Source organism: Halogranum rubrum, from assembly GCF_900114455.1.
In the GTDB taxonomy this organism is placed as follows: Archaea; Halobacteriota; Halobacteria; order Halobacteriales; family Haloferacaceae; genus Halogranum; species Halogranum rubrum.
The window spans coordinates 295387-321102 of record NZ_FOTC01000001.1; the positions used below are offsets into that span (position 1 = coordinate 295387).

Genomic DNA, 25716 nt, shown 5'->3' on the forward strand with positions numbered 1-25716 from the left:
CCGTTCGAACGTCCGACGCGAATCGAACGTCACGGCACGTTCTCCCCTGCCGTCTGGGGACGCCCGGAGAGAGGAACGCTTCGGATACATAGCCCGACGCTAGGTGACTAGAGATAGAAACTCTGGAGTAGTCACGAGGACTCCGAATCGTCGGTCGACGGGAGCTGACACTCCGAAACCGGAACCGACGTATCCAGCCCGCATCCCGGCCGTGAGACGAGTTCGTGTTCTTCGTCGTAGGCGACGAGTGACGCACGAGCCAGTTCGGGCAGATGCGTTCGACAGAGTTCGGTATATATGTCGACGACGGCTGTCGGCGGGACGTCGTCGAGCGGCGCGTCGTGTTGGTGGACGGCAATCTCGTCGGCGAGGTCGGCCACCGTGAGCGTCGTATGCTCACACAACCGGTCGACGATGAGACGGCGGTACTGGGTGAGACGGCTCTCCGAGTGGTCTGTCGTGTCGTCGGTGTGTTCCGTCATCTCTGGGCTTCGTGTCGGTGGTGTTGGTGAAACGACGCGTCGTTGGTCTGAGAGACGACTACACGTTCGGGCGAGTGTCCGTCCGGAAGTCGTCGCTCGCGGCGAGTTCGAGGTACGGAAGAAGGTCGGTGGCCGGAGAGAGTAGCTCCACGACGTCGGATGCAGTGTAGTACGCCAGAACACCTGCTGCCTCGAACTTCGGGAGCTGTCTCTCGCGCAGGTCTGCCTCTATCGTCTCGCCGTCGGTCCCGTCTTCCCACCGTTCGATTCTCGTTCGTACTTCACGCATCGTCGCGACTCCTTCCTCGCGGAGGAGCGCGTGTAGCACGAACCGTCGCCGCCGTTCGCTCAGGAGCGCGAAGGCGGTGTCTTTCGGGAGCGCTTCGCGGGACTGACTCGACCGACTCGAATGCGACGGAGTCATTTCACTCAGGTGTTTCCGTGTTCCACCGAAAGCTGCTACCCTAGTCAACTAGTGACTGAACTCAGAGACGAACTGCGAGACGCTCACGCTCGAACGTCTCTATTCGTCACCAGTGACGTCGGCTCAGCCTCTCGAAGGCTGGTCGCGTCGTGCGACTGTCCACGTGTAGAGACACTCGCGAGTCACCGTCGTCGGTCGTCAGGTGTCCGCTCCCCGAAGAGTTGTTGGAGGAGTTTCTGCTGTGCGTTTCGCACGTGGACGTAGAAGGTCGGCGAACTGATTCCGAGCGAGACGGCGAGTTCCTCGCCGGTCGACTCCCGCGGTGACTCGAAGAACCCTGCGTGATACGCGAGTTTGAGCACTTCGTGTTGCCGGTCGGTCAGCGTCTCACTGAACGTCTGTTGATTGGCCACTAACTCTCGTACCGGCCGGTCGATGGTTCGTTTGGCGACGAACGTCGTATCCGAGTAGGTCGCCTGCATCCCGTCGATAATCTCGTGGATGTCCGTCTCGGGGGCGACTTCGGCACGAATGGTCTCGACGCCGTCTTCGGCGACTGCCGACCGAATCGTCGCACCGTAGTTGATGAGCGTCGTCGCGGGCGACGCGTCGACGACGAACTCGATCGTCCCGACCGTCCCGCACTCATGGACGACGCGGGCCGTCTGAACCGACGACTCTTCGGTGAGACGGTCACGAACCGTCCGTGGCTTCGCGCCGTCGACGCCGAGATAGCCGACGAACTTGTTCTCCGACGTCGGAATCATCGCGTTGAGCGTGAGTCGGCAGTCGAGGGCTGCAGAGACCGTCGTGCAGGCGGCGTCTGGCGCTCGCGTTCGGAACTCCAGTTCGACGGCCGTGTCCGTGTGGAGCAGTTGCTTGTTCTTCGCGGCGTTGAGCGCGTGGCCGACGCGCTCGCCGAGTTCGCCGAGCAGTGCACGTTCGTACTCGTCGAACGCGTTCTGTCGTGCGGAGTAGACGCCGACGACGCCGTAGACCGTCTCGTCGAAGACGATGGGAATCACCGCTGCTGTCTCGACGCCGGGCTTCGGTCCCGCCGACGGCCACGGTTCGAGTCCGTGTTCGGCGTCGAGCATCACGTCGGCGTGCACGTCGCCAGTCTCGACTGCCTGACAGAGTGGTTCCCACTGTTCGACGTCCACCTCGACGAGTTCCTCTCGGTCGTCGAGACCGCTCCCACACCACGTGCTCGGCGTGATGCGGTGGACGGCAGGGTTGTAGCTCCCGTACCACGCTGTCCGATACGCTCCGGACGTCGACAACTGCTCACAGACTGCCTGCTCGATTTCCGCTCGCGTAGACGCGCGCGAGAGTGCTCGATTGAGCGGCCGAAGGCTCTCTGTCACCTCACGAACCCGCTCTAGCGACCGGCGTTGCCGTTCGAGCGTTCGTTCACGCTCCTTCTGTGCGGTGATGTCTGCGTTCACCGCGACGAACCGCTCGATGTCGCCAGCGTCGTCGACGACGGGGGCGATAGTCTGGTTGACGGTGAACTGCTCACCGGAGCGCCGCTCGTTGGTCACCTCGCCGTGCCACACGTCGCCACCGAGGATGGTGTCCCAGAGGTCGGCGTAGAACGCCTCTGGATGGACACCCGACTGAAGCAACCGGGGGTTCTCGCCGACGGCTTCCGCCGCTTCGTACCCCGTCATCCGCTCGAACGCCGGGTTGACGTACTCGATTGTTCCGTCGACGTCAGTGAGGTAGATGGAGTGACCCGCCTGTTCGACCGCCTCGCGGAACGCCCGCAGCTTTCGGTCGATTGTCTCGCGTTCGATGGCAGCGGCGAGCAACGTCGCGACGGTCTGGACGAACGTGCGGTCGTGCTCGGAGAACGTGTGGGGGTCGGCGGTGTAGGCTCCGAGCACCCCGTGGACGTGGTCGCCTGCACCGATGGGGACGGTAATTCCCGTCGTGATGGTCGCCGTGTCGTCCGGTCCGTTCGGACGTGCCGAGTCCTCTACTGTCGGCGGTGCGGGCCATCCCCACGCGCCGGTGACGACGAGTGGTTCTCCGGTCTGAAGCACGTAGCCGACTTGTGTGTCGAGTGTCGTCCCGTCGAGAGAGACTCCGTCTTCGTCCACGGATGCGAGCCATCCCGTGTCTGCTTGGACGTGTCGTTCGTCGTCGAAGACGAGACAGGTGTCGGTGTCGAGTGTCTCTCTGACGGCAGCGACGGTCTCGTCGAACAAGTCGTCGACGTCCGTTCTGTCGAGAGCGGTCTGTCCGAGGTCGGTGATTACCTGCTGTTGGCTGAGTCGACGTTCGAGTTCCTGCTGGTAGCGTTTTCGGTCAGTTACGTCGCGAATCGCCGCGACGACCTGCTCGACGTCGCCGTTCGCCGTCCGGACGGGTGCGGCACTGACCGACAGCCAGCGGTATGTGCCGTCGAATCGAGTGATGCCGAACTCGTAGTCGAACACGGGTTCGCCCCGTTCGAAGACGCGTGTGATGGGGAACGTGTCGGCGGTGAGTGGGTCACGCTCGTCGTCGAAGACGTCGTCGGCCAACTCGACGTACTGCCGACCGAGAATCTCGTCTGCTGAGAGCCCGAACAACTCCTCGGTATGGTGGTTTACGCGCGTGACCGTTCCGTCTGGGGCGGCGACGGCGATGCCGACCGGACTCGTCTCGAGTAGTTGATCCAAGAACGCGCGTTCACGTTCGAGGTCGGTCTCCACTCGCTTCCGCTCGACCATCGCCCCGAGCGAACTCACCGCGACACCGACCGTCGCTTGTACCTCCTCACGCTCGGAGACGCCGAGTGCGGTGGTCCCGTCCGTCTCGTCGGCGAGTGTGACGACCACGACGGCGACGACGTCACCGTCGCTCTCGATGGGAACCCCGAACGCAGTCGGCCGAGATTCCCTTGCCGATGCTGTCGACGGCGTCTCGGCCAGCCACGCGGCGTCGCCGCTCGCTCGTACTCGCTCGGCGAAGTCGCCGAACCGAGGAGTCGACTTCGACTGTGACTTTGACTTTGGCTTTGGCTTTGACTTCGGCGCCCCGTACGTGTCCGCGTCGACTGTCGCGGCGTGTTCGAGCGACGTGGTCGATTCGGACGCTGTCGTCGAGAGCCACGCTTCGCCGCCGTTGAGCGACGTCTGCGCGCAGAGCGTCGACAGGGCCTCTCGAAGGCCGTCTTCGGCGGTTTCGGACTCGGCGACCACCCGGCTGACGTCGGTGAGAAGCTGCTGGCGACTCTCTGCACGACGGCTGTCGGTTCGGTCCTGGACGACATTCGCGAACCCCGCCAGTTCGCCGTCGGCGTCGCGGATGGCCGTCAGCGTCACGCTGGCCCAGAAGCGCGTTCCGTCGCTCCGTCGCCGCCATCCTTCGGCGTCGACTGTCCCCTCGGCCGCGGCTGTCGCGAGTGCCTCGTCGGGGACGCCGGCTTCGACGGCGCTCTCCGGGTAGAGTGCCGAGACGTGCCGGCCGCGTATCTCGTCTCTGTCGTAGCCAGTGATGGCGACGGCGCCCTGGTTCCACGTCTCGACGTGACCGTCCGGGTCGAGTCGGAAGATAGCCTCGGTCTCGACGGCCTCGACGAGCGACTGATACTGTCGTTCTTCTTCGGCCCGCTCTCCGAGTTCGTGCTCTCGTTCGAGGCGTTCGCTTCGCGCCGTGAACACTCCCGTGAGCAGGTGCTTTCCATCGTAAGTGTGTTCGGCGACCCGTATCGACACGGGCACGTCGTGACCCGCCTTGTGCTGGACGTAGCTGTCGACTTCGTCCCACTCTCCCCCTCGGTCCTCGGGGTCGATGTGCCGTTCGAACGGCTGAGCGAGTCGGTCGGGGAGCACTGCTCGGAGCGATGAACCGACGAGTTCGGCGGGGCAGTAGCCGACGAGACGTGCCATCGCCGGGTTGACGAAGACGATGGTCCCCACCTCGTCGACAGTGAGAACGCCGTCGGGGACGCTGGCAACGAGTGTCTGTACGAATGTCTCGACCGCTTCGACGTCGTCGCCGAGTTCGAGCGGTGAAGCTGCAAACACCCCTGCGAGCGACTCCACGTCGTCGGTCTCAGTGTGGTTAGTTCCCCCGTCCATTCGTGTCAGACACTGCCATGGTGGTTGATATAGTTGTTGACCGTTCGTAGCTGCCCACTCGCTGACGCGAGTGGCCGAGCGTTCTCCTCTCTCCCTTCGAAAATTGGCCGACGTGGACGTGTTCAACCGACGACGGCCGCGCCGCGAGCGACGAGCAGTTTATCTCCTCGGGAGTCCTACGATACGGTAATAGTTCGTTGCGGAGCACCTGCTCTGTGTACGGTTCGCAGCGTTCGACGACGGCCCGCTCGCTCACACGAGCGGTTCTGTCGCTCGCCGTGCGGCTTGCATCCAGTCGACAGAGACTGCTCCGAACGAGTTACTCCATCTATGACGACCAAGACCGACGAACTCCGTGAGATATTCCTGAAGATGAGCCCCGTGACCACCTTCACCGACCGACAGGAGACGGCTACACACGTCGGTGACGTTCCGAGCGAGCACGAAATCGAGGAGACGCTTACGCGCCTCGTCGGCGAGATGCGCGAGCGCTTTCCCTTCCAGTCGGACCTCGACGACGAGACACTCGTCGACGTCGTTCGAGGCTTCTACGCGGGCGAGAGCGACGCCGACATGGCCCGCGAACTCGGTGTCGACACCGACACCGTGACGCAGGGCCGTCTCGACGTCCATCTCTTCCGCCCGGCAGACTCGGAGGCACCGTTCGACCTGCGTCAGCTACTTCGACTCGTCGAAGCGGGGAGTGACGATGCGACCTGTGCGGCCGAACTCGACGTGAGCGAGTCGACGGTTCGCTCGTACCGACGGATACTGGAGGCACGCCAGCACGCTCGATGCGACAGCTACCACTACCCGCTGGAGTTCGAGTCCCTGCTCGACGTCGACACCGACGAGGAACTGTCAGCGTCGCTGGAGGCAGATAGAGAGTTGTTCGCCGAGATCAAAGACTGAACACCGACACACCGACGCCGGGGTGGGGTAGCCTCGGCCCGACGCCGCGCGCGCCATCACAATGAACATCTCGTGTGTGTCGAGAACGTGTCTTCTCCGAGGCGATGTCGTCACTGAGTAGGTAAGAACGAAGCAGGGTCGTCTCCGGTATCCTACGTCGGAGACGCCTTACTTCACTCGACGATGCCGGTGACGAGGATATAAAGTCGTCGTCCTGCCGGTCGGACGAACGAGTGTCCTCCGAGAAGTGGCTATGGACCCACCGCTCGAACTGCTCTGTCGTGTCATCCAAAGGGTCGCTCTATCTCAGCCTCTTGGCTGGCCGCGTCCATGTGGCGGTGCTCGGTGGCGTGGCGCTCGTTACGATCTTTCCCAAGTTGAGAAACCCGCGTTTCAACAGGATGAACGCAGAGATTGACGACACCTACTCCGACTCTACGCCTCGACTCGCACGCATGTGTTCCTGTTCGACGTCACCGTAGTGCTCCTCGACGAACGCCGCGAGTGCCTCTTCTTGTTTCGTCGGCGTCCACTCGTCTTCATCCCACGAGTCGACGACGGTCCATCGCTGCTGTTCGGGGTGGAACCCTGCGACGAACGCCCGTGACGCCTCCGAACTCGTGACGAAGAGCGTGTAGACACCGCGCCGATGGCTGTCGGCGTCGGCAGTGAGAACAGTCAGCGGTGCGACAGTGTCCGAGAGAGCGAGGTCCTCGCCCTCGTCGAGTGTGAGAGGGCGCGCCGGAAGTGAATCGAGAAGCGTCATAATCGTGTTCGTGCGTCGCGGTTCGTAAGGGGGACGGAGGAAGATTGCGATTCGCGACTGGCGTTTAGAGGAAGTCGAACCGACGCTTGAGTTGCAGTTCGGCGTATCGTGCAAGCACCGGGACGTCTTCACGTTTCAGGAGGTGGAGCATCGACCAGAGTTTGCCACGGTTCGCGTTCTGTGCGATCTCGTTGCCGTTGCCGTTCAGGTCGCTGATGAGGGCGTCGTACCGGTCGTTCGAACTCAAGTAGAGCAGTTCCGTCATGACGAGACGCTTGCGCATGTCGGGGGCGACGTCACGGTTCCAGAGACGGTCGTAGACGGCCATCTGCTCGGCGCTGGTGTCGCGGCTGCGGTGGGTGAGACAGCTGTCGGCGGTGGCGGCGGCCGCCCGACCGGAGCGCATACACTTGTCGATACCTTCGCCCCACAGCGGGTCGAGCGTCGGCACGGTGTCGCCAATAGCCATGAAGTTGTCCGTCGACAGCGACGACGGCATCTGGATATGGGCCGACCCGCGGTGCTGTTTGCCTTCGATACGTTCGGCGTTCTCGAAGCGGGGGTCCGTGTCGAGCCAGTAGTCGAGATAGTCGTCGATGGTGAACCCCTCGCGGGCGTTCCCGGTGTGGGCCTCGTTCTGGAGGTAGCAGACGCCGACCTTCGCGGTGTCCTCGCCGGTGTGGAAGATCCACGAGTAGCCACCGGGAGCGATGTCGTGGTCGAGACGGAGCATCATCGCGTCGGTGACGTCGGCGTAGCCGTCGGCGTTGGTGTCGACGCCACTGAACTCGTACTCGATACCGATGGCCTGGTTCTGGCGTTTGAGGTCGACGACGCCGAGTTTCCGCGCGAGCGGGGCGCTCGGTCCCGTCGCGTCGATGACGACGTCGCCGCGGACCTCCTCGTCGCCGTTGTAGACGACGCCGACGATTTCACCGCCTTCCATCAGTGGCTTCGTGACACGAGCGTCGAACCGGTACTCTGCGCCCTCTGCGCGGCCCTCGTCGACCAGCCAGTTCTTGAAGTCCGCGAACTCCAAGACCGCACCGGTCTGACCGTACTTGTAGGCGTTGTTCGGGGACTCGATGACGACGTCGTCGGTGTAGTGCATCACGACGTCGTCCGGGATGCCGAACGTGGTCATCGTCGACGGGAACGTCCCTGCAGTCGACTTGTTGCTCGCCCGTGGGAACTCTGCTTCCGCTTCCGTTTCGAGGACGACGACGTCGTAGCCTCTGGTCGCGAGGTCTTGGGCACATTGCGCTCCTGCGGGACCAGCACCAGCGATGACGACGTCGTGTGGCTCAGACTGACTCATGGGTAGGGAGATGGAACGAACGAGAGTCCGCTCCGCTTTGTTGGGTAAACCGTCGAACGGGTTATGTATAATTCACCCTGTTTTCGTCGTGTGGCTCGTCGTCGTCTTGGGGAACAGACAAGGCCCTGCGTCACACTCCTCTGGATGTAAGTAACCACGGTCTAAAGGCCGTGGCATTCAGCATGGACTCCCGCTCTACCCAAACCTGGGACGGATGTAAGCCCGTTCGCGTTCAGCATCCCGCTGTTCAAGCGCACACCTACGGGTGCGCCTCCCTCGGCCCCGGTTTGGTTCCGAAGGAGTTTCAGACCGATGTTCTTCGCTGCGTTGTAGTCGCGGTGGTTCCGATACCCACACTTCTGACAACACATCGTATCGTTGCTGAGGTTGTCCTCGTGAGTGAATCCACAACTCGAACACCGACGACTCGTGTTTCGCGGATTTACCTGTGTGGTCGTGATTCCGTGTTTGGCTGCCTTGTACTCGACATACCCGTACAGGCGTCGGAACGCCCATACGTGTTGCCACGTTGCTTCGGGGATGTTCTCACGAATGTGGGTGAGGTTCTCGAAGGCGATGTACGAACAGCCGTAGTCTATGGCTTCGGTGACAAGTTCGTTCGCTACGCGGTGCAGATACTGCTCGAATCGACCTGTCTCCGACTGTCCGACCGACTGTACGTTCTCGTGTGCCCACCGCGTTCCGCACTGTTGAAGCGAGCCACGTCGCTTCTCGTACTCACGTCGCCAGTGGTTGAACTCGTTCGCAGTCCAAAACGTCCCTGTCGAGGTGACAGCGATGTTCTTGACCCCAAGGTCAACGCCGAGAACCGTTCCGTTCTCGGGAAGGTCGGGGGCATCCACGTCCGCCTTTGTTCGGATGTGGAGGTAGAACGAGCCATTGCGACGGTGCAAAGTTGCACCTGTCTTTTCCCACCCGTCGGAGTGCAGATACTCCGCGTGTGGCGTGTGACGAGTTTCGTCGGGCAACACATAGTTGACGGCGACGCGACCATCGACAGTCGAGAGAGTGGCGTGGTCGTCGTAGAAGGTCACGTTGCGATGGTTGTACTCACAGAAACGCGAAGTGAACGTCGGCAACGACACCTTCTCACCTCGCTTCCACGTGGCGATGACCGACTTAAGCGACTTAACCGCTTGGTTGCGAGCCGACTGCACGTGGTTGCTGTGAAGTCGTGTGGCGTCACGCACGTCATCATACGTCAACGATTGGAGTTGCGATGCTCGTGTTTCGACCCAATCACCCTCAGACGCGACACCGACGACGTAATTCGCAGCCCACAAAAATTCGTCAATCGTCTCGGAAAGAAGATTCGCGTCACTGTCACTCACGTCAAGTTTGACAGGGACAGTGCGACGAATCTCCATACAATCACAACAATCCGAATGCTTATAAGTGTCAACAAACGGTGGGGGAGTCAGCCCACCAACGAGCGTAGTATAGATAGCAAGTGTCGGTTTCCTCCCGCGCCTAAAGTCGCGGGTATCCACCTTGATTCTCTATGAACACAGAGACTCGAACCCGAGTGGAGGACATCATGTCTTCGCCCGTTGCGACGATTTCGGAGACTGCCACGGTCAGAGAGGCGGCTACGCGGATGCGCGAACAGGATATTAGCTCACTGCTCGTCACTGCTACCGAAGCGGGCATCGTCACCAGTACCGATGTCCTCGACGTCGTCGCAGACGGCCGAGACCCCGGTAAGGTTCTCGTCGGCGACGTGATGACGGCACCCGTCGAGACGGTCACACCCGACCTCTTCATGGAGGAAGTCGCCGCGATGATGACCTCCTTCGGTATCAAACATCTCCCCGTCGTCGACGACGACTACGTGGGGATGGTGTCGTCGACGGACGTCGCTGCACAGTTGTCCTGAGTTACCGGGAAAAATGGAGCGTGCACCGGGTGGCGGCCCAGTGCGAGCGGGGACAGCGGTAAGCCTGAGACCAATCGGGCATCGTGTGCCGCTGTCGTTTCTCCGTTTTGCACCACCCGTTAAGTGTTTTGTGCCCGAAAGTAGAGTGTACTGACACGTTCGACGAGGGAAACGAGACCCGTGTAGCCGCCCGAGACGTGGAAACTGGCTCTCAAGGCGAGACGAGACGGTAGACACCACCGCCGTCGGGGCCGACACCGAGGACGTACAGCTCTCCCGTCGGGTCACGCCCGAACGAGAGGAGTTGGTCGAGCGTTCCGCTGTCTCCTTCGGCGATGTCGACGATGCGCGTCGGCCACTGGCTTCGACTCCCGTCAACGGCCGGTGTCGCTGCGAACAACCGACCACGGAGTTGGAGGTCACCGAACAGATACGTCCCCTGTCCACCGGCGAGTTCCGACCCCCGGTAGACGTAGCCGCCGATGACCGAGATACCGCTCACGCCGTCGCCCGAGTGCGGGTACTCGACGACGGGGTCGACGAGCGGTTCGCCGCCTCGCACGTCGTCGGGCGTCTCGCTCGGGCACTCGCTGGCACCGTAGCAGTGTGTTCCCTCCCTGACGTTCCAGCCGTAGTTGCCGCCGCGCTCGACGCGGTCTATCTCCTCGTACTCGTTCTGTCCGACGTCGCCGACGAGGAGGCTGTCTTCGTCGAACGAGAACCGCCACGGGTTCCGGAACCCCCACGCATAGTGTTCGTCGAGTCCGTCCTGCCCGACGAGTGGGTTGTCCTCGGGAATCGCGTAGGCTCTGTCTCCATCCCGTCCGTCGACGTCGATGCGGAGGATGCTTCCGAGGAGGTTCTCGGTCACGTCTTGGCCGTTGCCGCCGCCGACGGCGTCGTACCAGTCCGAGACGTGACCGTTGCCTTGGTCACCGCCCGCACCGCCGTCGCCGACGGTGACGTAGAGATAGCCGTCCGGGCCGAACGCGACGTCGCCCGCGTTGTGGTTTCCCTGCGGTTGCGGAATCTCCAGTATCGTCCGCTCGCTGTCTCGGGTTATCCGCCGGCCGTCGTCCGTCGCCCGAAACTCCGCGAGGACGAACGTGTGACTGTAGTTCGACGGCGTGCCCGAGCGTCTCGGTGCGCTGTAGCGCACGTACAGCCGTCGGTTCTCGGCGAAGTCTGGGTGGAGGGCGAGTCCGAGCAACCCCTTCTCGCCGCCGAACTCGACCGAGTCACCCAAATCGAGCGCCGGTTCGTCTCGGAGACTCCCCGACTCGTAGACGGCGATTCGGCCGACTTGGTCTGCGATGTACGCACGCTCACCGTCGGTCGAGAACTCGACGGCGACCGGCGCGTCGAACCCGGTCGCCAGCGTCTCCAGCGCAACCGTCTCCAGCGGCGTCGACTCGGGCGTTTCCGTCGACCCGTTGTCCGTCGACTGTGTCCCAGCCGCCGACGTGGTGGCTGTCGTCTGGTTCGAGGGGGCTTGGCTACATCCGGCGACCCCACAGACGACACCGGCGACTCCCCACCCGAGAAGTTGGCGTCTGGTCGGCCTGTTCGTCATGTCCCACTACAGGAGTCTCCGACAGAAATACGTGTGTGTCGGCGTCGTCTTCGCCGTCTCGTCGTCAGCTGCGTCGGCGTCGAGACGTCGTCACCACGTGTCGGTGACTTCGATGTCGAGGACGAGCGTCTTGCCGGCGAGTTCGTGGTTGAAGTCGACTGCGATTTCGTCGTCACGGATGGCGGTCACGTCACCGTGGAGATCGTTCTCCGCGTGGACGTGGAGACCGACTTCGGGGTCCTGTCCGACCATCGCCTCGAACGTCTCGCGGTCGTACTGGCGCACGCGCTCGTCGTCCACCTCGCCGTACGCCTTCTCCGGCGGAATCGTCACGCTCGCTTCCTCGCCGACGTCCATCCCGACGAGTGCCTCGTCGAGGCCTTCGATGACCGCACCCTCGCCGACGGCGAACACGAGCGGTGTGTAGTCCTCGCGACTCGCGCCTTGCGCTTCGACCAGTCCGTGCTCCACCGCGACGTCGTATCGTGAGGTGTTGAAGACGTTACCGTCCTCGAAGCGACCTACGTACTCGACGGAGACGGTGTCGCCGGGTTCGATAGCCATGTGTGAGACTCGGGCCGACCGATGGATAAACGTCGTTATCGAGCGTCGTGGTCGGACGGGACGAAACGAACGACGGACGGTTCGTTCCTTAGCTGCCGCCGAGCACGCGCTTGAACAGCGTGAACGTCAGCAGGGTGAAGAACAGACCGTTCAACATCCCCTGACTCGCCGCGAGCACTCGGGCACCCGCACCGAGCGGGTTGATGTCGCCATAGCCGACGGTGCTGAAGCTGATGTAGCTGTAGTAGACGTTGTCGAAGAGCACTTCGAGCGCCGTCTTGTCCACCGCCCCCGGGTCGAGGACGCTCCCGGCCTGCGTCAGGAACGGCCCACCGAACGCGTACAGCAGACCGAACAGCGCCGGTAGGAGGAAGGTGAACGCGGCGATTCGAGGAAGTCGGTTGCCGTAGCCACAGGTGACCTGCATGAACAGGTTGAGACCGACGCTCGCGGCCTTCTTCCCGCGCCCCCATGCGTTCAGCGAGTACTCGTTGAGGATGATGTCGAGGTTCTTCTTTCGGTTGTAGTAGTAGTGTTTGAACTCGAACTCACGACTCGCCGGTGTGTCGCCGACGGCGTCGGCGCTATCCTGCGCTTTTCGGTACGTCTCCTCGACGATTTCGTTCGTCATCTCGACGGCGAACTGTCCCGTCGCCTCGTTCCCGGTGAAGTCGTGAATCGTCCAGTCGTTGCGTTCGAGATACGCGTGGTGGTTGCTAAAGTCGAAGTGGTCGAAGTCGGTGAGACAGAACCGAAAGCTGTCGAGCAGTTCGTGTTCGTTGCCTTCACCCTCCAGTTGGAGGTCACCGACCGTCGCCCGCGTGAGGTCGTACGGGATGGCGCTGCCGCCGACCTGTGAGATGGTCCCCCCGTCGATTGTCGCGTCGGTGAGGTCGACGTAGGTGTCGCGGTCACCGCCGAGCAGTCTGAACGTCGCCGTCTCGTGGAAGGCGGCCTGCCGGAAGTCACACCGCTCCTGGAACGTCGTCTCTCGAAACGAGACGTTGGTGAAGTTCGCCGCCTCGAACGTGGCGCTGTCGTGGAAGTCGGCCTCGTCGAACGAGGCGTTCTCTTCGAGATGTCGCGCTTCACCCTCGAACACCGTCCCACGGAAGGCGGCCATCCCGTGGAACGTCGCACCACGGAAACTCGCGTCCTCGTTGAACCGTGCCTCGTCGAAGCGGACGAGTCGGTCGAACGCGGCGTGTTCGAAGGTGACGTCGCCGTCGAACGTCGCTTCGGTGGCGACGACGTCGTCGCCGAAACTACTCTCCGTGAAGTCGACTTCGCCCTCGAACGTCGCGTGGACGAGGTCGAACTCACCGTCGACCTGCACGCGGTGGCAGTCCGCACGCGCGGTGAACGTCGCTCGGTCGAAGTTGACCGGCCCCTTGAACGCGACGTCCTTGAAGTCCGCGTAGCGGAACTTCGCGAGTTTGTAGTCGGCCTCGCGTTCGAACACCGCACCTTCGAACGTCACGTCGTCGTTCGTCGTCCGACTACCGCCGCGGAACTCGACGCCGCGGAACTCGGCCAACTGGACGAACCGCACGTCGGCGAAACTCACGTCGTCGGCGAAGCGCGCCTCGTCGAAGTCGGCCATCTGTTGGAACGTCGCCCCGTCGAACCGGGCGTCACCCTCGAACGTCGCGTGCTCGAAGTCCGACCCGGCGGTGAACTGCGTGCCCTCGAACGTGACGTAGTCGAACGTCGCCTGTCGGAAACTCGCGTCGTCGCGAAACGTCGCGTCGGCGAACGAGAGGTGGTCGTCGAGGACGTGGCTACTCCCGTTGGTCTCGACGTTTCGGAAGTGTACGATGCCCTGAAACGTCGCCCCGCGAAAGGTCGTGTCGCTCTGGAACGTCGTCTCGTCACAGTCGACGTCGCCCTGAAACACCGCGCCGTCGAAGTGGACGTCCTGTTGGAACGTCGCCTCGTCCGTCGTGACGTCGCCACGGACCGTCACCTCGTCGGCTTCGACGTCGCCAGTGACGGTGGCGTCTTCGAACTTGAGGCGGCCGACCGTCGCCTCCTGGAGGATGAGTCCCTGGTCGAGACGGCCGTGCGTGAAGTCCAACCCTTCGATATCGGCGTGTCGGAAGTTGAGCACGTGGTTGGTCGCCCCGTTGACGTCCTGATACGTGAACGAGAGGTGTGGCAAGTCCGCGCCGACGTACTCGTTGACGCGCGTGTCTGGCGACTGGAGGTTCGCCCGAAGCGACTCGACGATGTCCTCCGACCGAACGTCGCACGCGGCGCGTTCGTCTCGACTCATATGGAAGACGCAGTGGTCGCTGTCGGGGTGCGGTTCGTGTGGGCACTCCCACGTCGTCTGCAGTCCGGCGTCGGTCTCCGTCGACGGGTCGAACGTGTATCGACAGGTCGCCGACATCAGGGCTGGTTGTGTCTCATTTCTCGACATGGCTGGAGGTGGGCGTGAGACCCAGACTGGATACGGCCGAGTCCGGGCCTGGAGGTTGTCTGGCGTTCAGTTCCTCGTTCTCTAACATATATGTTCGGGAGAGTATCGCTCGCTTCGACACCCTCGCTCACTCCAGTACGGCACGACGCTCGTCTGGCGACAGTTCGGCGTGAACGGCGTTCGGCGAGCAGTGTTCACACTCGCAAGCCGGATTGGTGCTCTGTTCGTACGTCCACAGCGGTCGGCCAAAGAGGAAGAACGCCTCCAGTTGGTGGCGTTCGACGACGGCGTCGGCGGCCCGTCCGCAGTTCGGACACCACTCCTCGTCGTCGGTGGGCACCTGGAAGGTCACCTTCCGGCGGCCGAATCCGGCGTTAGAGTAGGCTTCGCGTCGCGACATCTCCACGAGGTCCTCGGCCGGGTAGGGTTTCTCGTCGACTTCGTTGTCGAACCCGGCCTCGCTGACGACGTCGGCGGTGAGATACGGCCCGACGTGGACGGTGTTCTCGTAGCCGACGAAGTGAATCGACAGTTCCGCGCTCCGGCCGTCGACGTGGACGTCGTGACCGTGACCGACGAGGTAGAGTTCGAGGTTCTGCCGCGTCTTCGTCAGTTCCACCTCGTGGTCCATCCCGACGGCGTAGACGCCCGTCGAGGGGTCGCTCGCCGACCCCGACTGTTGCCATCCGACCGTCGCGACGTCGTACTCGTCGGGCGTCGCATCGGGCGTCTTCTCGTCGGTGTAGACGTTCTCCGCACCGGGCGCGGTGAACGCGCTGTCGGCGGCGTCGACGGCGACGAACACGTCCTCGGCGTCGCTGACGACGACGTCACCGTCGACCCGTTCGACGTAGCCGTCTTCGAGGTTGCCGCCGATGGCCGTCTCCGCGTCGGGGACGGTCGTGTCGCTCTCGACGGCCTGATGCGTGAACACGTACTCGGCGTTCTGTACCGTGAGGTCGCCGCCGACGCTGTCTGACGTGACGAACACGTCTGCGGGGTCTCTGAGTTCGACTGGCGGCCGTTCGGAGCCAGCGAGCGTCACGTCACCGTCGTAGTGCTGTGGATTTGCGGTCATCGTTCTCGAAGGTCGAAAGTCGTCTCGGTGTAGAGTGCGAGTCCGTGCTCGGGGTAGGTATGGTACGTCTCGTAGCCCGCGTCGTCGACGCGGATGGTGGTCCACGCGTCGGGACCGAACTGGTAGGCCACCGTCGACTCCTCGGGGCCAGGGAATGCGGCGAGCGGCTTTCCGACGACTGTCGTCGTCGCCGCGATTCGGGCACTCTCGAAGCGGAACTCACGGTCGACGTCGGTCGAGAGCGGCGTCTCGTGGCTCTGCTCCGCCGACAGCGGCGTACACGAACAGAGTTCGTGGAAGTCGAGTTCGGGCAGGCCGACGTAGTGCGACTCGCCGATGACGGTGAACACCGCGGGCGACCCGAGCAGGTCGTCGGGGTGGACCGTCTTCACGTCGAGTTCGTCGAGCGCGGGCGTCTCGCGGGCGTACTCGAAGTACAGTTCCGCGGGCGTCTCGATGGGTTCAGGGGATGTGTTGGAGGACATGGTTAGGTGTCGACAAGAATGTCGTAGTTCGGGTGGAAGATGGAGTTTACCCGCACGCCGCGATAATGAGGGACCGGACGCCACTCGGCGTCGTCGTAGCGGTCACTGTACCGTCTCACGTAGTCGGTCCCATTTTCGGGGGCGAGCGGGTCGCGTTCGCCGGGCGCGAGGAGGTAGAACCGTTCGACGCGCTCGGTCTCGCCGTCGCTGTCGAGGTCTTCCCACGCCCAGTAGGGTAGCTGGTGGGTGAACCCCGCGGCGCGGACGGTGTTGGTGAACGCCTTGTGGTGTTCGGGGTAGCTGTCGGCGGAGTACGCCCACGCGACGACCATCCCGTCGTCGGTGAGTCGCTGGCTGGCCGACCGGTAGAACTCCGCCGAGTAGAGTTTCAGCAGGTCGTCGTCCGTCGCGCCGGGGACGTCGAGGAGGATGAGGTCGTACGTCTCGTTCGTCTGCTGGAGGTAGCGATAGCCGTCCGTGACTGTCGTGTTCAGACGGTCGTACTCGTAGGCGTCGTCGTGCCAGCGGCTGAAGAACGGGTCGTCTTTCGTCCGGTTCATGAACTCGGCGTCGAGATCGACGTGGTCGACGGTGACGTCGTACTCCCGAAGATGGTCGATGGCGACCCAGTCGCCGCCGCCGACGACGAGCACCTTCGTCTCCGGCCCGTGTTCGACCATCGACATCGGCACGTCGACGAGGCCGTCGTGGTAGCTGTCGGCCCAACTGTCGCACATCTGGACCGCCGCGCCGAGTCGCAGACACTGCTCGGACTCGCCGGTGAAGTGTGGGTTCGGTCCGGCCCCGGTCCACGTCCGCTCGTAGTGGACGACGTGCTGGTACTGCGTCGTCGACTGCGAGGTGACTTCGGCGCGCATCGCACCCGGCGGATACTCGTTCTCGATCCCCTGTTCGAGGTAGAGCTCTGACAGTCGCTCGTCGACCGTCTCGTGAGTGGCGACGACGCCCGCGTACGACGCCGTCAACAGCAGACAGACGACGAGGAGCGTCCGCGAGACGTGACTAACGAGCGGCGTCGATTCGCTCGTCGGCGTCCACGACCAGTCGCCGAAACGAGCGACGAAGACGAGCGCCGCGGCGGCGTTGAGTAGCGCGAGGACGAAGATAGTCGGGATGAGGCCGAGTTGTGGGTAGAGCAGTTTGGCGTAGACGACGGCCCCGAACAGGCCGCCGACGTAGTCCATCGCCAGCACGACGGAGAGTCCGCTCCGCCGTCCCTCGTTGCGTTCGACGTTCCAGAAGAGACCGACGCAGGCCACAGAGAAGTCGTGGACGCGCCCGCCAACGCGACGGACCCACGTCGGCGTCGACGCACTCTCGCCGTCGAGTTCGTCGACCATGTGGGTCAAGAGCGGGAGTTCGAACCCCGAGAGGAAGCCGACGACGACGACGGGGAGTCGTGCGGCGACCCAGAGTAGTTCCGCTGGCACTGCCTGCGGAATACGCACGCTGTTGAGTCCGACGATGAGCAGGAATCCCGCCGGAGCGACGGCGGCGAGCAGTACTTCCGTCCGGAAGAAGTTCTCGCCGTGGTCGTCGGCGTTCAGGTCGTCCGAGAGCGCGGCCCCGATACCTAGACTGAAGAAGTATAGGCCGACGGTGATGACGTACTGTGTCACCGTTCCACCGTACATCACGGTCAGCAGTTCTGAGTAGACGAACTCGTAGGCGAAGCTACAGAAGGAGACGACGAACGTGAGCACGAGCAGCGTCAGTGTCGCGGTTCGTCGCTCAGTCATCTGTGTGGGTCTTCACTCTCTGTGTCCGTTCCGTCAGCCGGTCAGTCGGTCGGATACGCTGTGCTCGTCGGTCCCGCCGCCGTCGACCGGCCGAGACGGCGGTGTGGTCTGACATCCTCAGATGCGCGGCGACACTTTCCACTGTTCGTCGATGCTGTAACTGTCGCCACCGAATCCGCGGTCGATCTCGAGGTCGAAACATTCCCAGCGGAAGTCGTGGTCGACGCTGTCACCGACGATGTGGGCACCGACGCGGTACCAGCCGTCGCCCGTCGACTGCTCTGCGACGTCGTACTGGACGGTGTCGTTGGGATTCTGGAACGTCTCGTCCCACGGGACCGGTCCCGCGTCGGGCGCGTCGTCTTCCATCTGCGACGTACTCCCGAGATAGGCGACGCCGAGTGCGGCCACGCCGACGCCGTACCGGGACACGTCGTCAGCGTGGTCCTCGTACCAGTCGTCGGCGTAGTCGCCGCCGTGATACCACGCGTGCCCGTATCGCGTTCGTGGTGCCGAGGCGTATCCGCCGGACCCGCGTCCGGTCGCACCGCGGCCGCCACCGCCGCCGCCCTTGCCTTTGGCACTGGCGACGCCGACCGGATTCACACTGGCGAGCGACTGTTGGTTGGCTTCGTAGCGAGACACGACCCACGTGTCGTCAGCGAGATCGACGGTGAGCGACCCGTCGGCCATCTCGAACTCCGAGACGACGCTGGACTTTCGTGGTGGAGGGGACGAGTTACCGAGGCATCCGCCCAGAGCGGTGAGCGCTCCGAAACCGGATGCAGCGATGAAGGTGCGGCGACGCATGATTCGATTCCTCTCCCGATGATTGGACAACTGGATTAACTATCTTGTGGTTCAGACTGACAGACGTACGCATACACACTCCCGACAGCCCAGAGCCAAACGAGCCGAACCGACGCTCACAGCACACCGCGAACCAGCGACCCCCACGTCGGTGCGAGAACCCCCGCAACCACCGCCACGTACGACGCGGGAGTCAACGCCACGAACTCGCTCGCGTTCATCGCGGGCGTCACGAACAGTTGGACGAAGAGAACCACGACGCCGAGAGCCACGCCAGCGACGAGTGCTCGTGGGAGACTCTTGCTGACGAGGCCGACGAGCGCTCCAGCGACGAACAGTCCGAGCCAGTGTATCCACGCGAGTCCGAGACCGACGAGTGCGACGAGTACGAGGGCGATGAATCGCCGACGTCGGTCAGCGCGAACAGTGGCGAGCCACTGCGGCGTCCAGTCGGTCGGTGGTGTCTCAGCGTTCTCGGTGCTTTCCTCGCTCATTCCGTCTCACCTTGGAACGTGATCTGTTCGCCCCCTCCCGGCACGTCGAACGACATCGGTTTGTACTCGCCGTCGGCCCAGAGTCGAAGTTGGTCATCGTAGTGTTCCGAGAAGTACGACCCGTCCTGTCCGCCCGGAATCACCGACAGCGACTCGCCGTCCATCGGCGAGATCTGTCGCCAACTGCTGCCGTGGTTCGCGCCGTCGCCGACGTTGCACACGGTGTAGGCCGTCCCGTCGGTCGGATAGCGAGGGTAGTTCAACGCCGGGAGTTGCCCGCCGAACTGGTGGTCGATGGTCGTCCGGTGGTAGTCACCGTAGACCGACCACCCTTCGGACTCGATGCGCTCTACTGCCGCCTCTGTCGCCTCGACGACGACGCTGGCTCGGTCGCCGCCGAAGAACTCGTCGTCCGGCGGGAGCGTGACGAGCACCCACTCCTGCGGCCACCAGTCTTCACTCAATCCGCTCGCCTCGAAGTCGTCGGTCCAAGTTAGTTCCCGAAAGTGCTCGTAGAACCAGTGAAACAGGAGCGCTGCTTCCGACTCGCGGTCCATCCGGTAGTTCCAGTCGGCCAGTGCGTCGACCCAGCGGTCAGTCGACTCCGAGAGTCGCTCGCGGACGTCGAGGATGGCCGGGACGAGCATCCGCGCACGGACGTCGAGCGTGTCACGCTGGACCGACTGCATGAACGCCGGTGTGACTGGCTCTCCGCTCTCGACGCGTTCGTCCAGTCGCTCGTAGATTCGTCGTCCTCGAAAGCCCGACGCGTATCGCTGACCGATGGGGTAGGTCGGGTCGTCGACCGGCCGCTGGTTCGCCGTCCCGATGTACGCCGGGTCGGAGACGCCCGGTTTCTCGTCGAAGGGGACGAACCCGTCCCACGTACTCGGGCCGAACGGTTCGAACCCCTCCCACTCGGCTTCGCCCGCCGACCCGTCGAACACGCGGTCACCGCGGACGACGTCGCCGTCGACCCGCCGAATCGGAATCTGTCCCGTGATCTTGTAGAAGACGTGGTCGTCGTCAACGTAAAGGGCGTTCTGCGTCGGCACGTCCATCTTTCGGAGCGCGGCGCGGTAGTCGTCGACGCCGGTCGCTCGACTGAACTCGTAGATTGCCTCGGCCTCGCGCGTTCCACTCATCCCGGTCCACGCGACACCGACGTGTCGCGTCTCGCCGTTCACCTCCCGGTCGAGGTAGGCTCCGTGGACCGTCTTTCGCACGTCGACCGCTCGATTCTCGCCGTCGGCAACCTCGATTGTCCGGGTCTCCGTCTCGAACTCGCGCCACTCGCCGCGGTAGTTGTACCGACTCCCGTCGGTCTCGTAGGTGTAGAAGTCGACGACGTCGGCCCCGGTGTTGGTGAACCCCCACGCGCCGTGCGTGTTCTCGCCGACGATGACGAACGGGATGCCGGGGAACGTCGCCCCGCGAACGTCGACGTCGCCGACGACGAGATGTTGTTCGTACCAGACGGGCGGTGCCATCAGCGTCAGATGGGGGTCGTAGGCGAGAATCGGCGACCCGCTGTCGGTGTGTTCGCCGGAGACGGCCCAGTGGTTCGACCCCCACAGCGGCGGTGGCTCGAACGCCGAGAGCCAATCGACGAACGCGCCGTCGATACCGTCGCCGACACTGCGGACTGCGTCGGGTCGGCCGACACGGCCGAACCCCTCCACTCCGTCGACGGTGCCGGTGGTCGATTCACGGACGATCGGCGCGCCGTGGTCGAACGGTGTCTCGTAGAGTCGCTCGTACGTCGACTCGTCGAGTTTCTCTCTGAGGACGGCACGACGCAGCGTCTCGAAACTCCCCGTCAGCCCCCACGCGATTTGGGTGCTGACGAGGAGGGTGTCGACAAACGTCCACTCCCGCGCCTCGTAGCCGAGGACGCCGAACTCGAACGGCTCCGGCCCCGACTCGATGTAGGCGTTGACGCCGTCGGCGTAGGCATCGGCGAGCGTCTCGGTCCGCGTGCCGGAGAGGGCCGTGGCCGACGCTTCGGCCGACCCACGAAAGTCCATCTTCGCGTGAAACCGGTCGGAGTCGACGGCCCGTTCGCCGACGGCGGCCGCGAGTCGGCCGTCCATCAGTCGCCTGATGAGGTCCATCTCGAACAGGCGGTCTGCCGCCTGTGTGTACCCGACGGCGAAGTAGGCCGCCGCCTCGTCGTCGGCCTCGATGTGTGGGACGTGATAGTCGTCGTACGTGACCGTCGCCTCCCCGTGTGGACTCGATACCGTCTCGGGGACCGACCGTGTCTGTCCGTGCCACGCCCGCCCGCTCAGCGGTGCGAACGAGTCGAGATACCCCGAGATGGGTGAGAGTGCTGCACCGCCGACACCAACACTCACGAGGGCACCGAGGAGGGCTCGTCGTGTGGTATCTCGGTTCATGACGTGGAAACTGCCAACGAACGAATAAATATTCCGGTGACAACCCCCCTCACACCGCCCACAGCCCCCACAGCTGATAGAGAGTTATCAGAAGTTATTAAACACGCCAATTCTGTACCTTCGATATCGCTCGGCCCGAGCCGAACGATTTCAGGAGCTATGAGACCCATACTCGACATCTGCACGCCGAATTATCTCGCCAACGACAGTGAGCATATACTTTCGAAGCCAACAAAGAGACGGATGAAATGAATTTATTGAACCATATCTGCCCAAAACATTGCAAAATCTTCGCATTAGCCATATATTTTGAATGTCTCTACAGATATAGCGTACGATGCGAATGCGAAAATTCATCCAAAAACTTCTATTTAGTATTGCTGTGGGCACACAACGGTAATTACAGTTCTAAGACTGTAACGCTTCTCGTCTCTCTCGTTGGAGTGGTCCATCGTCCGAACACATGTTCGGTAGAGGCGAACTACGAGTACGTCGCGCGGATTCCGATGATGCGGGCGGCCTGCATCACCATCTCTGGCACCTCTCGGCGGTACCACTCGCCTTTCATCCGCGTCGTCGGTCCGGAGACACTGATTGCGCCGAGAATCGTGTCGTCGTCCGAGAGGATGGGTGCGCCGACGGCGCGCATTCCCGTGATACGCTCCTCGTCGTTGAACGCGTAGCCTCGCTCGCGAATCGTCTCCAGTTCCTCGAGGAGCGTCTCGCGGTCGCTGATGGTGTTCGAAGTGAGTTCCGAGAGACTGTTCTCCAAGAGTCTCTCGCGCGTGTCGTCGTCACAGAACGCGAGGTAGGACTTCCCGACGGCCGTCGTGTGGAGGTCGACCGTCGTCCCGATGTGTGAGTCGGTCTGGACGCCCTGTTCGGTCTTCACCTGGTAGATGTAGACGCCGCGGCCGTTCTCCTCGACCATGACCTGTCCCCGTTCGCCAACGGCCTCCACCAGGTCGTCCATCTCGCTGATGGCGGCGTGATACAGCGCGTGCCGTCTACGGGCGTGGTCGCCTAAATCGAGGAACTTGAGACTCAAGTCGTAGCCCTCGTCGGTCTGAATCACGTAACCGAGCTCTGCGAGCGTCTGGAGGTGGTTGTGAGCCGTGCTCTTCGAGACACCGAGTGCGGAGGCAACTTCGGAGACGCCCATCGTCCCGTGATTCCGAAGGTGTTCAACGATGCCGAACGACGTTTTCGTCGCACCGATCTGTCCCTCTGTCGCCGGGTCGTTCGTTGTCATAGTGAACTGTTCGCACGAAGGTTCATAACGGTTAGTAATTTCGTTCGCCTCTCCAAAACAGCTGTTCTGTCTTACTGTCGAGAGAGTGCCTCGACCGTCTCACCGACTGGAACCGTCTCCACGTCGTCGAGAGCACGTCGCGCCCGTTCGACCGCTTCACTGTCGCTCTCGACGCCTAATCCGAGTGCGAGCAACGCACGAGTCCGTTCGTCGAACGCTTCCTCCGAGAGCGGGTCGCGGTAGTCACCGCTCGGATACGCGCGGCGACCGGTGTAGGTCGCTCCACTCGTCGTCGTGAGTTCGACGCTCGCTCCCCACGATTCGGGAAACGCGGCTTCTAACTCGTCGTCGACGTGGAAGTGAACGCGCTCACTCAGCGCCTGGACGTGCTCCTCTTCGAGTGCGTCGCCGCCGAAGTGGTCGAGCCGTAGTTCGCCGTCCGCAATCCACCGGGCGAGGACGTACGGTGTCGAGAACTTCGCCGCCGTCGTCGTCTGCGGCCGTGTATGGCTCATGTCGACGCCGTTGCGATACGTGGAGACGTCGATTCGCTCGATGTCGTCGACAGCCAGTCCGTCGACACCGGCCGCTCGAAGCGCGTCCAGCGGTGCGTGGGTGTACCGACACGAGGGGTACTGCTTGTGGTAGGCTTCGGTCAGCCACCAGTCGTCGCCGAGCGACGCGAACAGCGCGTCGAACTCACCGTCTCCCAAGATGTCCTCGAACGGGTCGTACACCGCTTCGATGGCCGCCGCAGACCCGCGAAGACCAGCGGCGGCGCAGGTGGCGACGCTCACACCGGCTTGCGCTGAGAATCCCGCGGTGAAGTTCCGCGACGGCGCGCCCTCGGCGTAGGGGTCGTGCATCGAGACGACGGCGAGGTTCGCGGCCGTCCGGAACGTCTCGCGGCACTGGTCGGCGTCGAGTCCGAGACACACGGCCGATGTCAACGCCGGACCGACCGTCGTCCACGTCGAGTGGGGGTTCCGGACCAGCCATGGAACGGCGTCGTTGATGCGTGCCTTCATCGCGAACAGCGCGTATTCGAGGCGAGTACAGAGTTCGTACGAGCGAATACAGGCGTCGACGAACTCTTTTCCAGCTACGTCGTTCGCCTCCGCGACGCCGACGGCCCCGGCGACGATGCTCGCCCCGACGTGACCGCCGCGGTTGTGTCCCTCTTCCATCTCTTGGGTGATGGCGGCCGTGACGTTCAGCAACGCCGCCTGTGAGGGGTCGACGCGGCGGTTCGTCCCGAGGACGGAGGCGCCTCCCTCGGCCATCGCAGCCTCGCGGAAGACCTGTTCGTGTTGCGGTGCGACGGCCCCGGCGACTGTCGCCGAGAGCACGTCGGTCACGAGGCGGCGTCCCTCCTCGCGGACCTCGTCCGGAATCTCGGTGGTCAGAAAGTCGTACACGTGTCGTTCCCAGTCTCGGACTGGTGTCTGTGGAATCATGATGAGTATGGTGAGTGGATGGTGCGTGTGGTGCGTGCGGTGAATCGTGGGTTTCGTCTGGTGGTCGGTAGTCGATGGTCGAGAGTCAGTCGTCGAACGTCGGTTCGTCTCGCCTCACTTCGCCTCGTGCAGTCGGCGTCGGCCGCCGACTGCTCACGCTCGCGTCAACGTACAGAGGACGCGCGGTGCGGCGGGTTCCCGGGCGGCGCTCCAGAGGTGGTCGACGTGTGACGACCCGACCACCGGGGCGACGAGTTCGTCGAACTTGGCTCTGAGTTCCGCTTCGGTGAACGGGTCGTGTTCGCCGCCGCGGGCGCTTCGAACACTCGCGTCGAGCGTCTCGCCGCTGTCGAGCGTGACTCGTACGCGCGCGCCGCGTTCGTCGGGCACACGTGCGGCAACGTCGTCGGCGACGGTCACCGTCACCCGCCGTGCCAGTTTGTAGGCGTCTTCGGTCAACGCCTCGTCGGTGAACGCTTCTTTCCCCGTCGTTCCGGTCGTGAGCACGGTGCCGACGGCGAACGGAATCGAGAACTTCGCTTGGAGCGCGTTCGTCGGTTCCGGATTCGAGAGGGTCGCAGCGGCCGGATACGTCTCGACGGTCACCGCGTCGACGTCGGCGGCCGAGACGTCGTGGTCGGCCCGTACCTGAGTCAGTGCGTCGAGCACCGGATGCGTGTACCGGCAGGCGGCGTGGCGTTTGAAGTAGCCGCGTTCGATCTCCCACAGTTCCCCGAGTCCTGCTGCGAGCGCGTCACGCTCGGGTTCCGCGTCGGCGACAGATTGGAGGTGGCGCGCCAGTCCGTCTGTGAGACCGGTGAATCCCGCCTGTGCTTGGTCGGCGGCGACGAGACCTGCGAGGTTGCTCATTCCGGTGTAGCCGTTTCTGACCGTCGCCCCTTCCGTCGCCGCCTCGAAGCGCGTGTGTTGGGCGTAGTTGGCCGCGATGCGCATCGCGTGCAGTGTCGTCTCGGCGTCGAACTCGCGGAGGCGGGCGACACCGGCCGCCGCACCGACCGCACCCCAAACGCCGTGTGGGTGATAGGCCGACGTGAGTGGGACGACCATCCGTGCGACACGGACGGCGGTCTCGTAGGCGGCGACGAAGGCGGTGAGGAACTCTTGGCCGCTCTTGAACTCGCTTTCCCCGTCTGCTAACAGGGCCGGGAGGACGTGTATCGCCGGATGACCTGCTGCGAAGCGGTGTCCTTCGTCGAGTTCGAGTACCGACCCTGCCGTTCCGTTGAGGAACGCCGCCTGATACGGCGAAGTGCGTTGGCCGGCAGTTCCGAAGAGCGTCGCGTTCCCGCCGTTTTGTGCGGCCCAGTCCGCGGTGAGCGCCGCGACGGCCGGGTCCGAGGTGCCGCCGAGAATCACGCCGACGGTGTCGGCGATGGTCAGACTGGCTCTGTCAGCGACGCGGTCCGGAATCGCCGACGTATCGAGCTCGGCGACGAACGAGGCTAGTGACCGTTCATCGAGTTCGGATTCGGACTCGGCGTTCGCCCCGGATTCGGCGGCTCGCTCCTGTGGTTCGTTCATCTTCACCA

The 25716-nt window shown here is 63.4% G+C and carries 20 protein-coding genes; 2 read left to right on the forward strand and 18 right to left on the reverse strand.

What is annotated here, in order from left to right; translation table 11 throughout:
- Positions 1–131: 131 nt before the first annotated feature.
- The 3 genes from BM083_RS01550 to BM083_RS01560 form a co-directional block, all read right to left on the reverse strand.
- A complete protein-coding gene (locus BM083_RS01550) occupies positions 132–482 on the reverse strand; it encodes a DUF7344 domain-containing protein (protein WP_089864834.1) in 351 nt (116 codons plus the stop codon).
- Between the two features lie 58 nt (positions 483–540).
- Positions 541–906: a DUF7344 domain-containing protein gene (locus BM083_RS01555; RefSeq protein ID WP_089864837.1), complete on the reverse strand. Its 366-nt coding sequence runs from the start codon at positions 904–906 to the stop codon at positions 541–543.
- Between the two features lie 182 nt (positions 907–1088).
- A complete protein-coding gene (locus tag BM083_RS01560) occupies positions 1089–4979 on the reverse strand; it encodes a PAS domain S-box protein (RefSeq protein WP_089864840.1) in 3891 nt (1296 codons plus the stop codon).
- 330 nt (positions 4980–5309) lie between these two features.
- On the opposite strand from BM083_RS01560, the gene BM083_RS01565 reads away from it, so the two are divergent.
- Positions 5310–5891 carry a helix-turn-helix domain-containing protein gene (locus BM083_RS01565; RefSeq protein ID WP_009376883.1) on the forward strand — a complete coding sequence of 194 codons (582 nt, stop codon included), beginning with the start codon at positions 5310–5312 and terminating at the stop codon, positions 5889–5891.
- 424 nt (positions 5892–6315) lie between these two features.
- Here the strand turns inward: BM083_RS01565 and BM083_RS01570 are convergent, their stop codons facing one another.
- From BM083_RS01570 to BM083_RS01580, 3 genes are all read right to left on the reverse strand, one after another.
- Complete coding sequence (locus tag BM083_RS01570) at positions 6316–6657, reverse strand: DUF7964 domain-containing protein (protein WP_089864843.1); 342 nt, start codon at positions 6655–6657, stop codon at positions 6316–6318.
- Positions 6658–6721: 64 nt separating this feature from the next.
- Complete coding sequence (locus tag BM083_RS01575; RefSeq protein ID WP_089864846.1) at positions 6722–7975, reverse strand: digeranylgeranylglycerophospholipid reductase; 1254 nt, start codon at positions 7973–7975, stop codon at positions 6722–6724.
- Positions 7976–8136: 161 nt separating this feature from the next.
- Positions 8137–9363: an RNA-guided endonuclease InsQ/TnpB family protein gene (locus BM083_RS01580; protein WP_089864850.1), complete on the reverse strand. Its 1227-nt coding sequence runs from the start codon at positions 9361–9363 to the stop codon at positions 8137–8139.
- Between the two features lie 134 nt (positions 9364–9497).
- Here BM083_RS01580 and BM083_RS01585 point away from each other — a divergent pair, with 134 nt between their 5' ends.
- On the forward strand, positions 9498–9872 hold the full coding sequence (locus tag BM083_RS01585) for a CBS domain-containing protein (protein ID WP_089864852.1): 375 nt from the start codon (positions 9498–9500) through the stop codon (positions 9870–9872).
- 211 nt (positions 9873–10083) lie between these two features.
- Here BM083_RS01585 and BM083_RS01590 read toward each other — a convergent pair whose 3' ends face one another.
- From BM083_RS01590 to BM083_RS01645, 12 genes are all read right to left on the reverse strand, one after another.
- Positions 10084–11445, reverse strand: a complete 1362-nt coding sequence (locus BM083_RS01590) for a PQQ-dependent sugar dehydrogenase (RefSeq protein ID WP_089864855.1) — start codon at positions 11443–11445, stop codon at positions 10084–10086.
- 90 nt (positions 11446–11535) lie between these two features.
- On the reverse strand, positions 11536–12009 hold the full coding sequence (locus BM083_RS01595) for an FKBP-type peptidyl-prolyl cis-trans isomerase (protein ID WP_089864858.1): 474 nt from the start codon (positions 12007–12009) through the stop codon (positions 11536–11538).
- 88 nt (positions 12010–12097) lie between these two features.
- On the reverse strand, positions 12098–14404 hold the full coding sequence (locus BM083_RS01600; protein ID WP_089868284.1) for a pentapeptide repeat-containing protein: 2307 nt from the start codon (positions 14402–14404) through the stop codon (positions 12098–12100).
- A 154-nt stretch (positions 14405–14558) separates the two neighbouring features.
- Complete coding sequence (locus BM083_RS01605; protein ID WP_089864861.1) at positions 14559–15509, reverse strand: DUF8108 domain-containing protein; 951 nt, start codon at positions 15507–15509, stop codon at positions 14559–14561.
- The gene (locus BM083_RS01610) at positions 15506–15994 is read right to left on the reverse strand and encodes a DUF2617 family protein (protein ID WP_089864864.1); all 489 of its coding nucleotides are present in this window, start codon (positions 15992–15994) and stop codon (positions 15506–15508) included. The genes BM083_RS01605 and BM083_RS01610 overlap by 4 nt, the downstream gene beginning before the upstream one ends.
- A gap of 2 nt (positions 15995–15996) precedes the next feature.
- Complete coding sequence (locus BM083_RS01615) at positions 15997–17754, reverse strand: spermidine synthase (protein WP_089864867.1); 1758 nt, start codon at positions 17752–17754, stop codon at positions 15997–15999.
- Positions 17755–17871: 117 nt separating this feature from the next.
- Positions 17872–18564, reverse strand: a complete 693-nt coding sequence (locus tag BM083_RS01620) for a hypothetical protein (RefSeq protein WP_089864870.1) — start codon at positions 18562–18564, stop codon at positions 17872–17874.
- A 116-nt stretch (positions 18565–18680) separates the two neighbouring features.
- The gene (locus BM083_RS01625) at positions 18681–19058 is read right to left on the reverse strand and encodes a hypothetical protein (RefSeq protein WP_089864873.1); all 378 of its coding nucleotides are present in this window, start codon (positions 19056–19058) and stop codon (positions 18681–18683) included.
- A complete protein-coding gene (locus BM083_RS01630; RefSeq protein WP_089864876.1) occupies positions 19055–21457 on the reverse strand; it encodes a penicillin acylase family protein in 2403 nt (800 codons plus the stop codon). The genes BM083_RS01625 and BM083_RS01630 overlap by 4 nt, the downstream gene beginning before the upstream one ends.
- 481 nt (positions 21458–21938) lie before the next feature.
- Positions 21939–22709: an IclR family transcriptional regulator gene (locus BM083_RS01635; protein ID WP_089864879.1), complete on the reverse strand. Its 771-nt coding sequence runs from the start codon at positions 22707–22709 to the stop codon at positions 21939–21941.
- A 71-nt stretch (positions 22710–22780) separates the two neighbouring features.
- Positions 22781–24166 carry an MmgE/PrpD family protein gene (locus BM083_RS01640; protein WP_089864881.1) on the reverse strand — a complete coding sequence of 462 codons (1386 nt, stop codon included), beginning with the start codon at positions 24164–24166 and terminating at the stop codon, positions 22781–22783.
- Between the two features lie 153 nt (positions 24167–24319).
- The gene (locus tag BM083_RS01645; RefSeq protein ID WP_089868287.1) at positions 24320–25708 is read right to left on the reverse strand and encodes an MmgE/PrpD family protein; all 1389 of its coding nucleotides are present in this window, start codon (positions 25706–25708) and stop codon (positions 24320–24322) included.
- Positions 25709–25716: the final 8 nt, after the last annotated feature.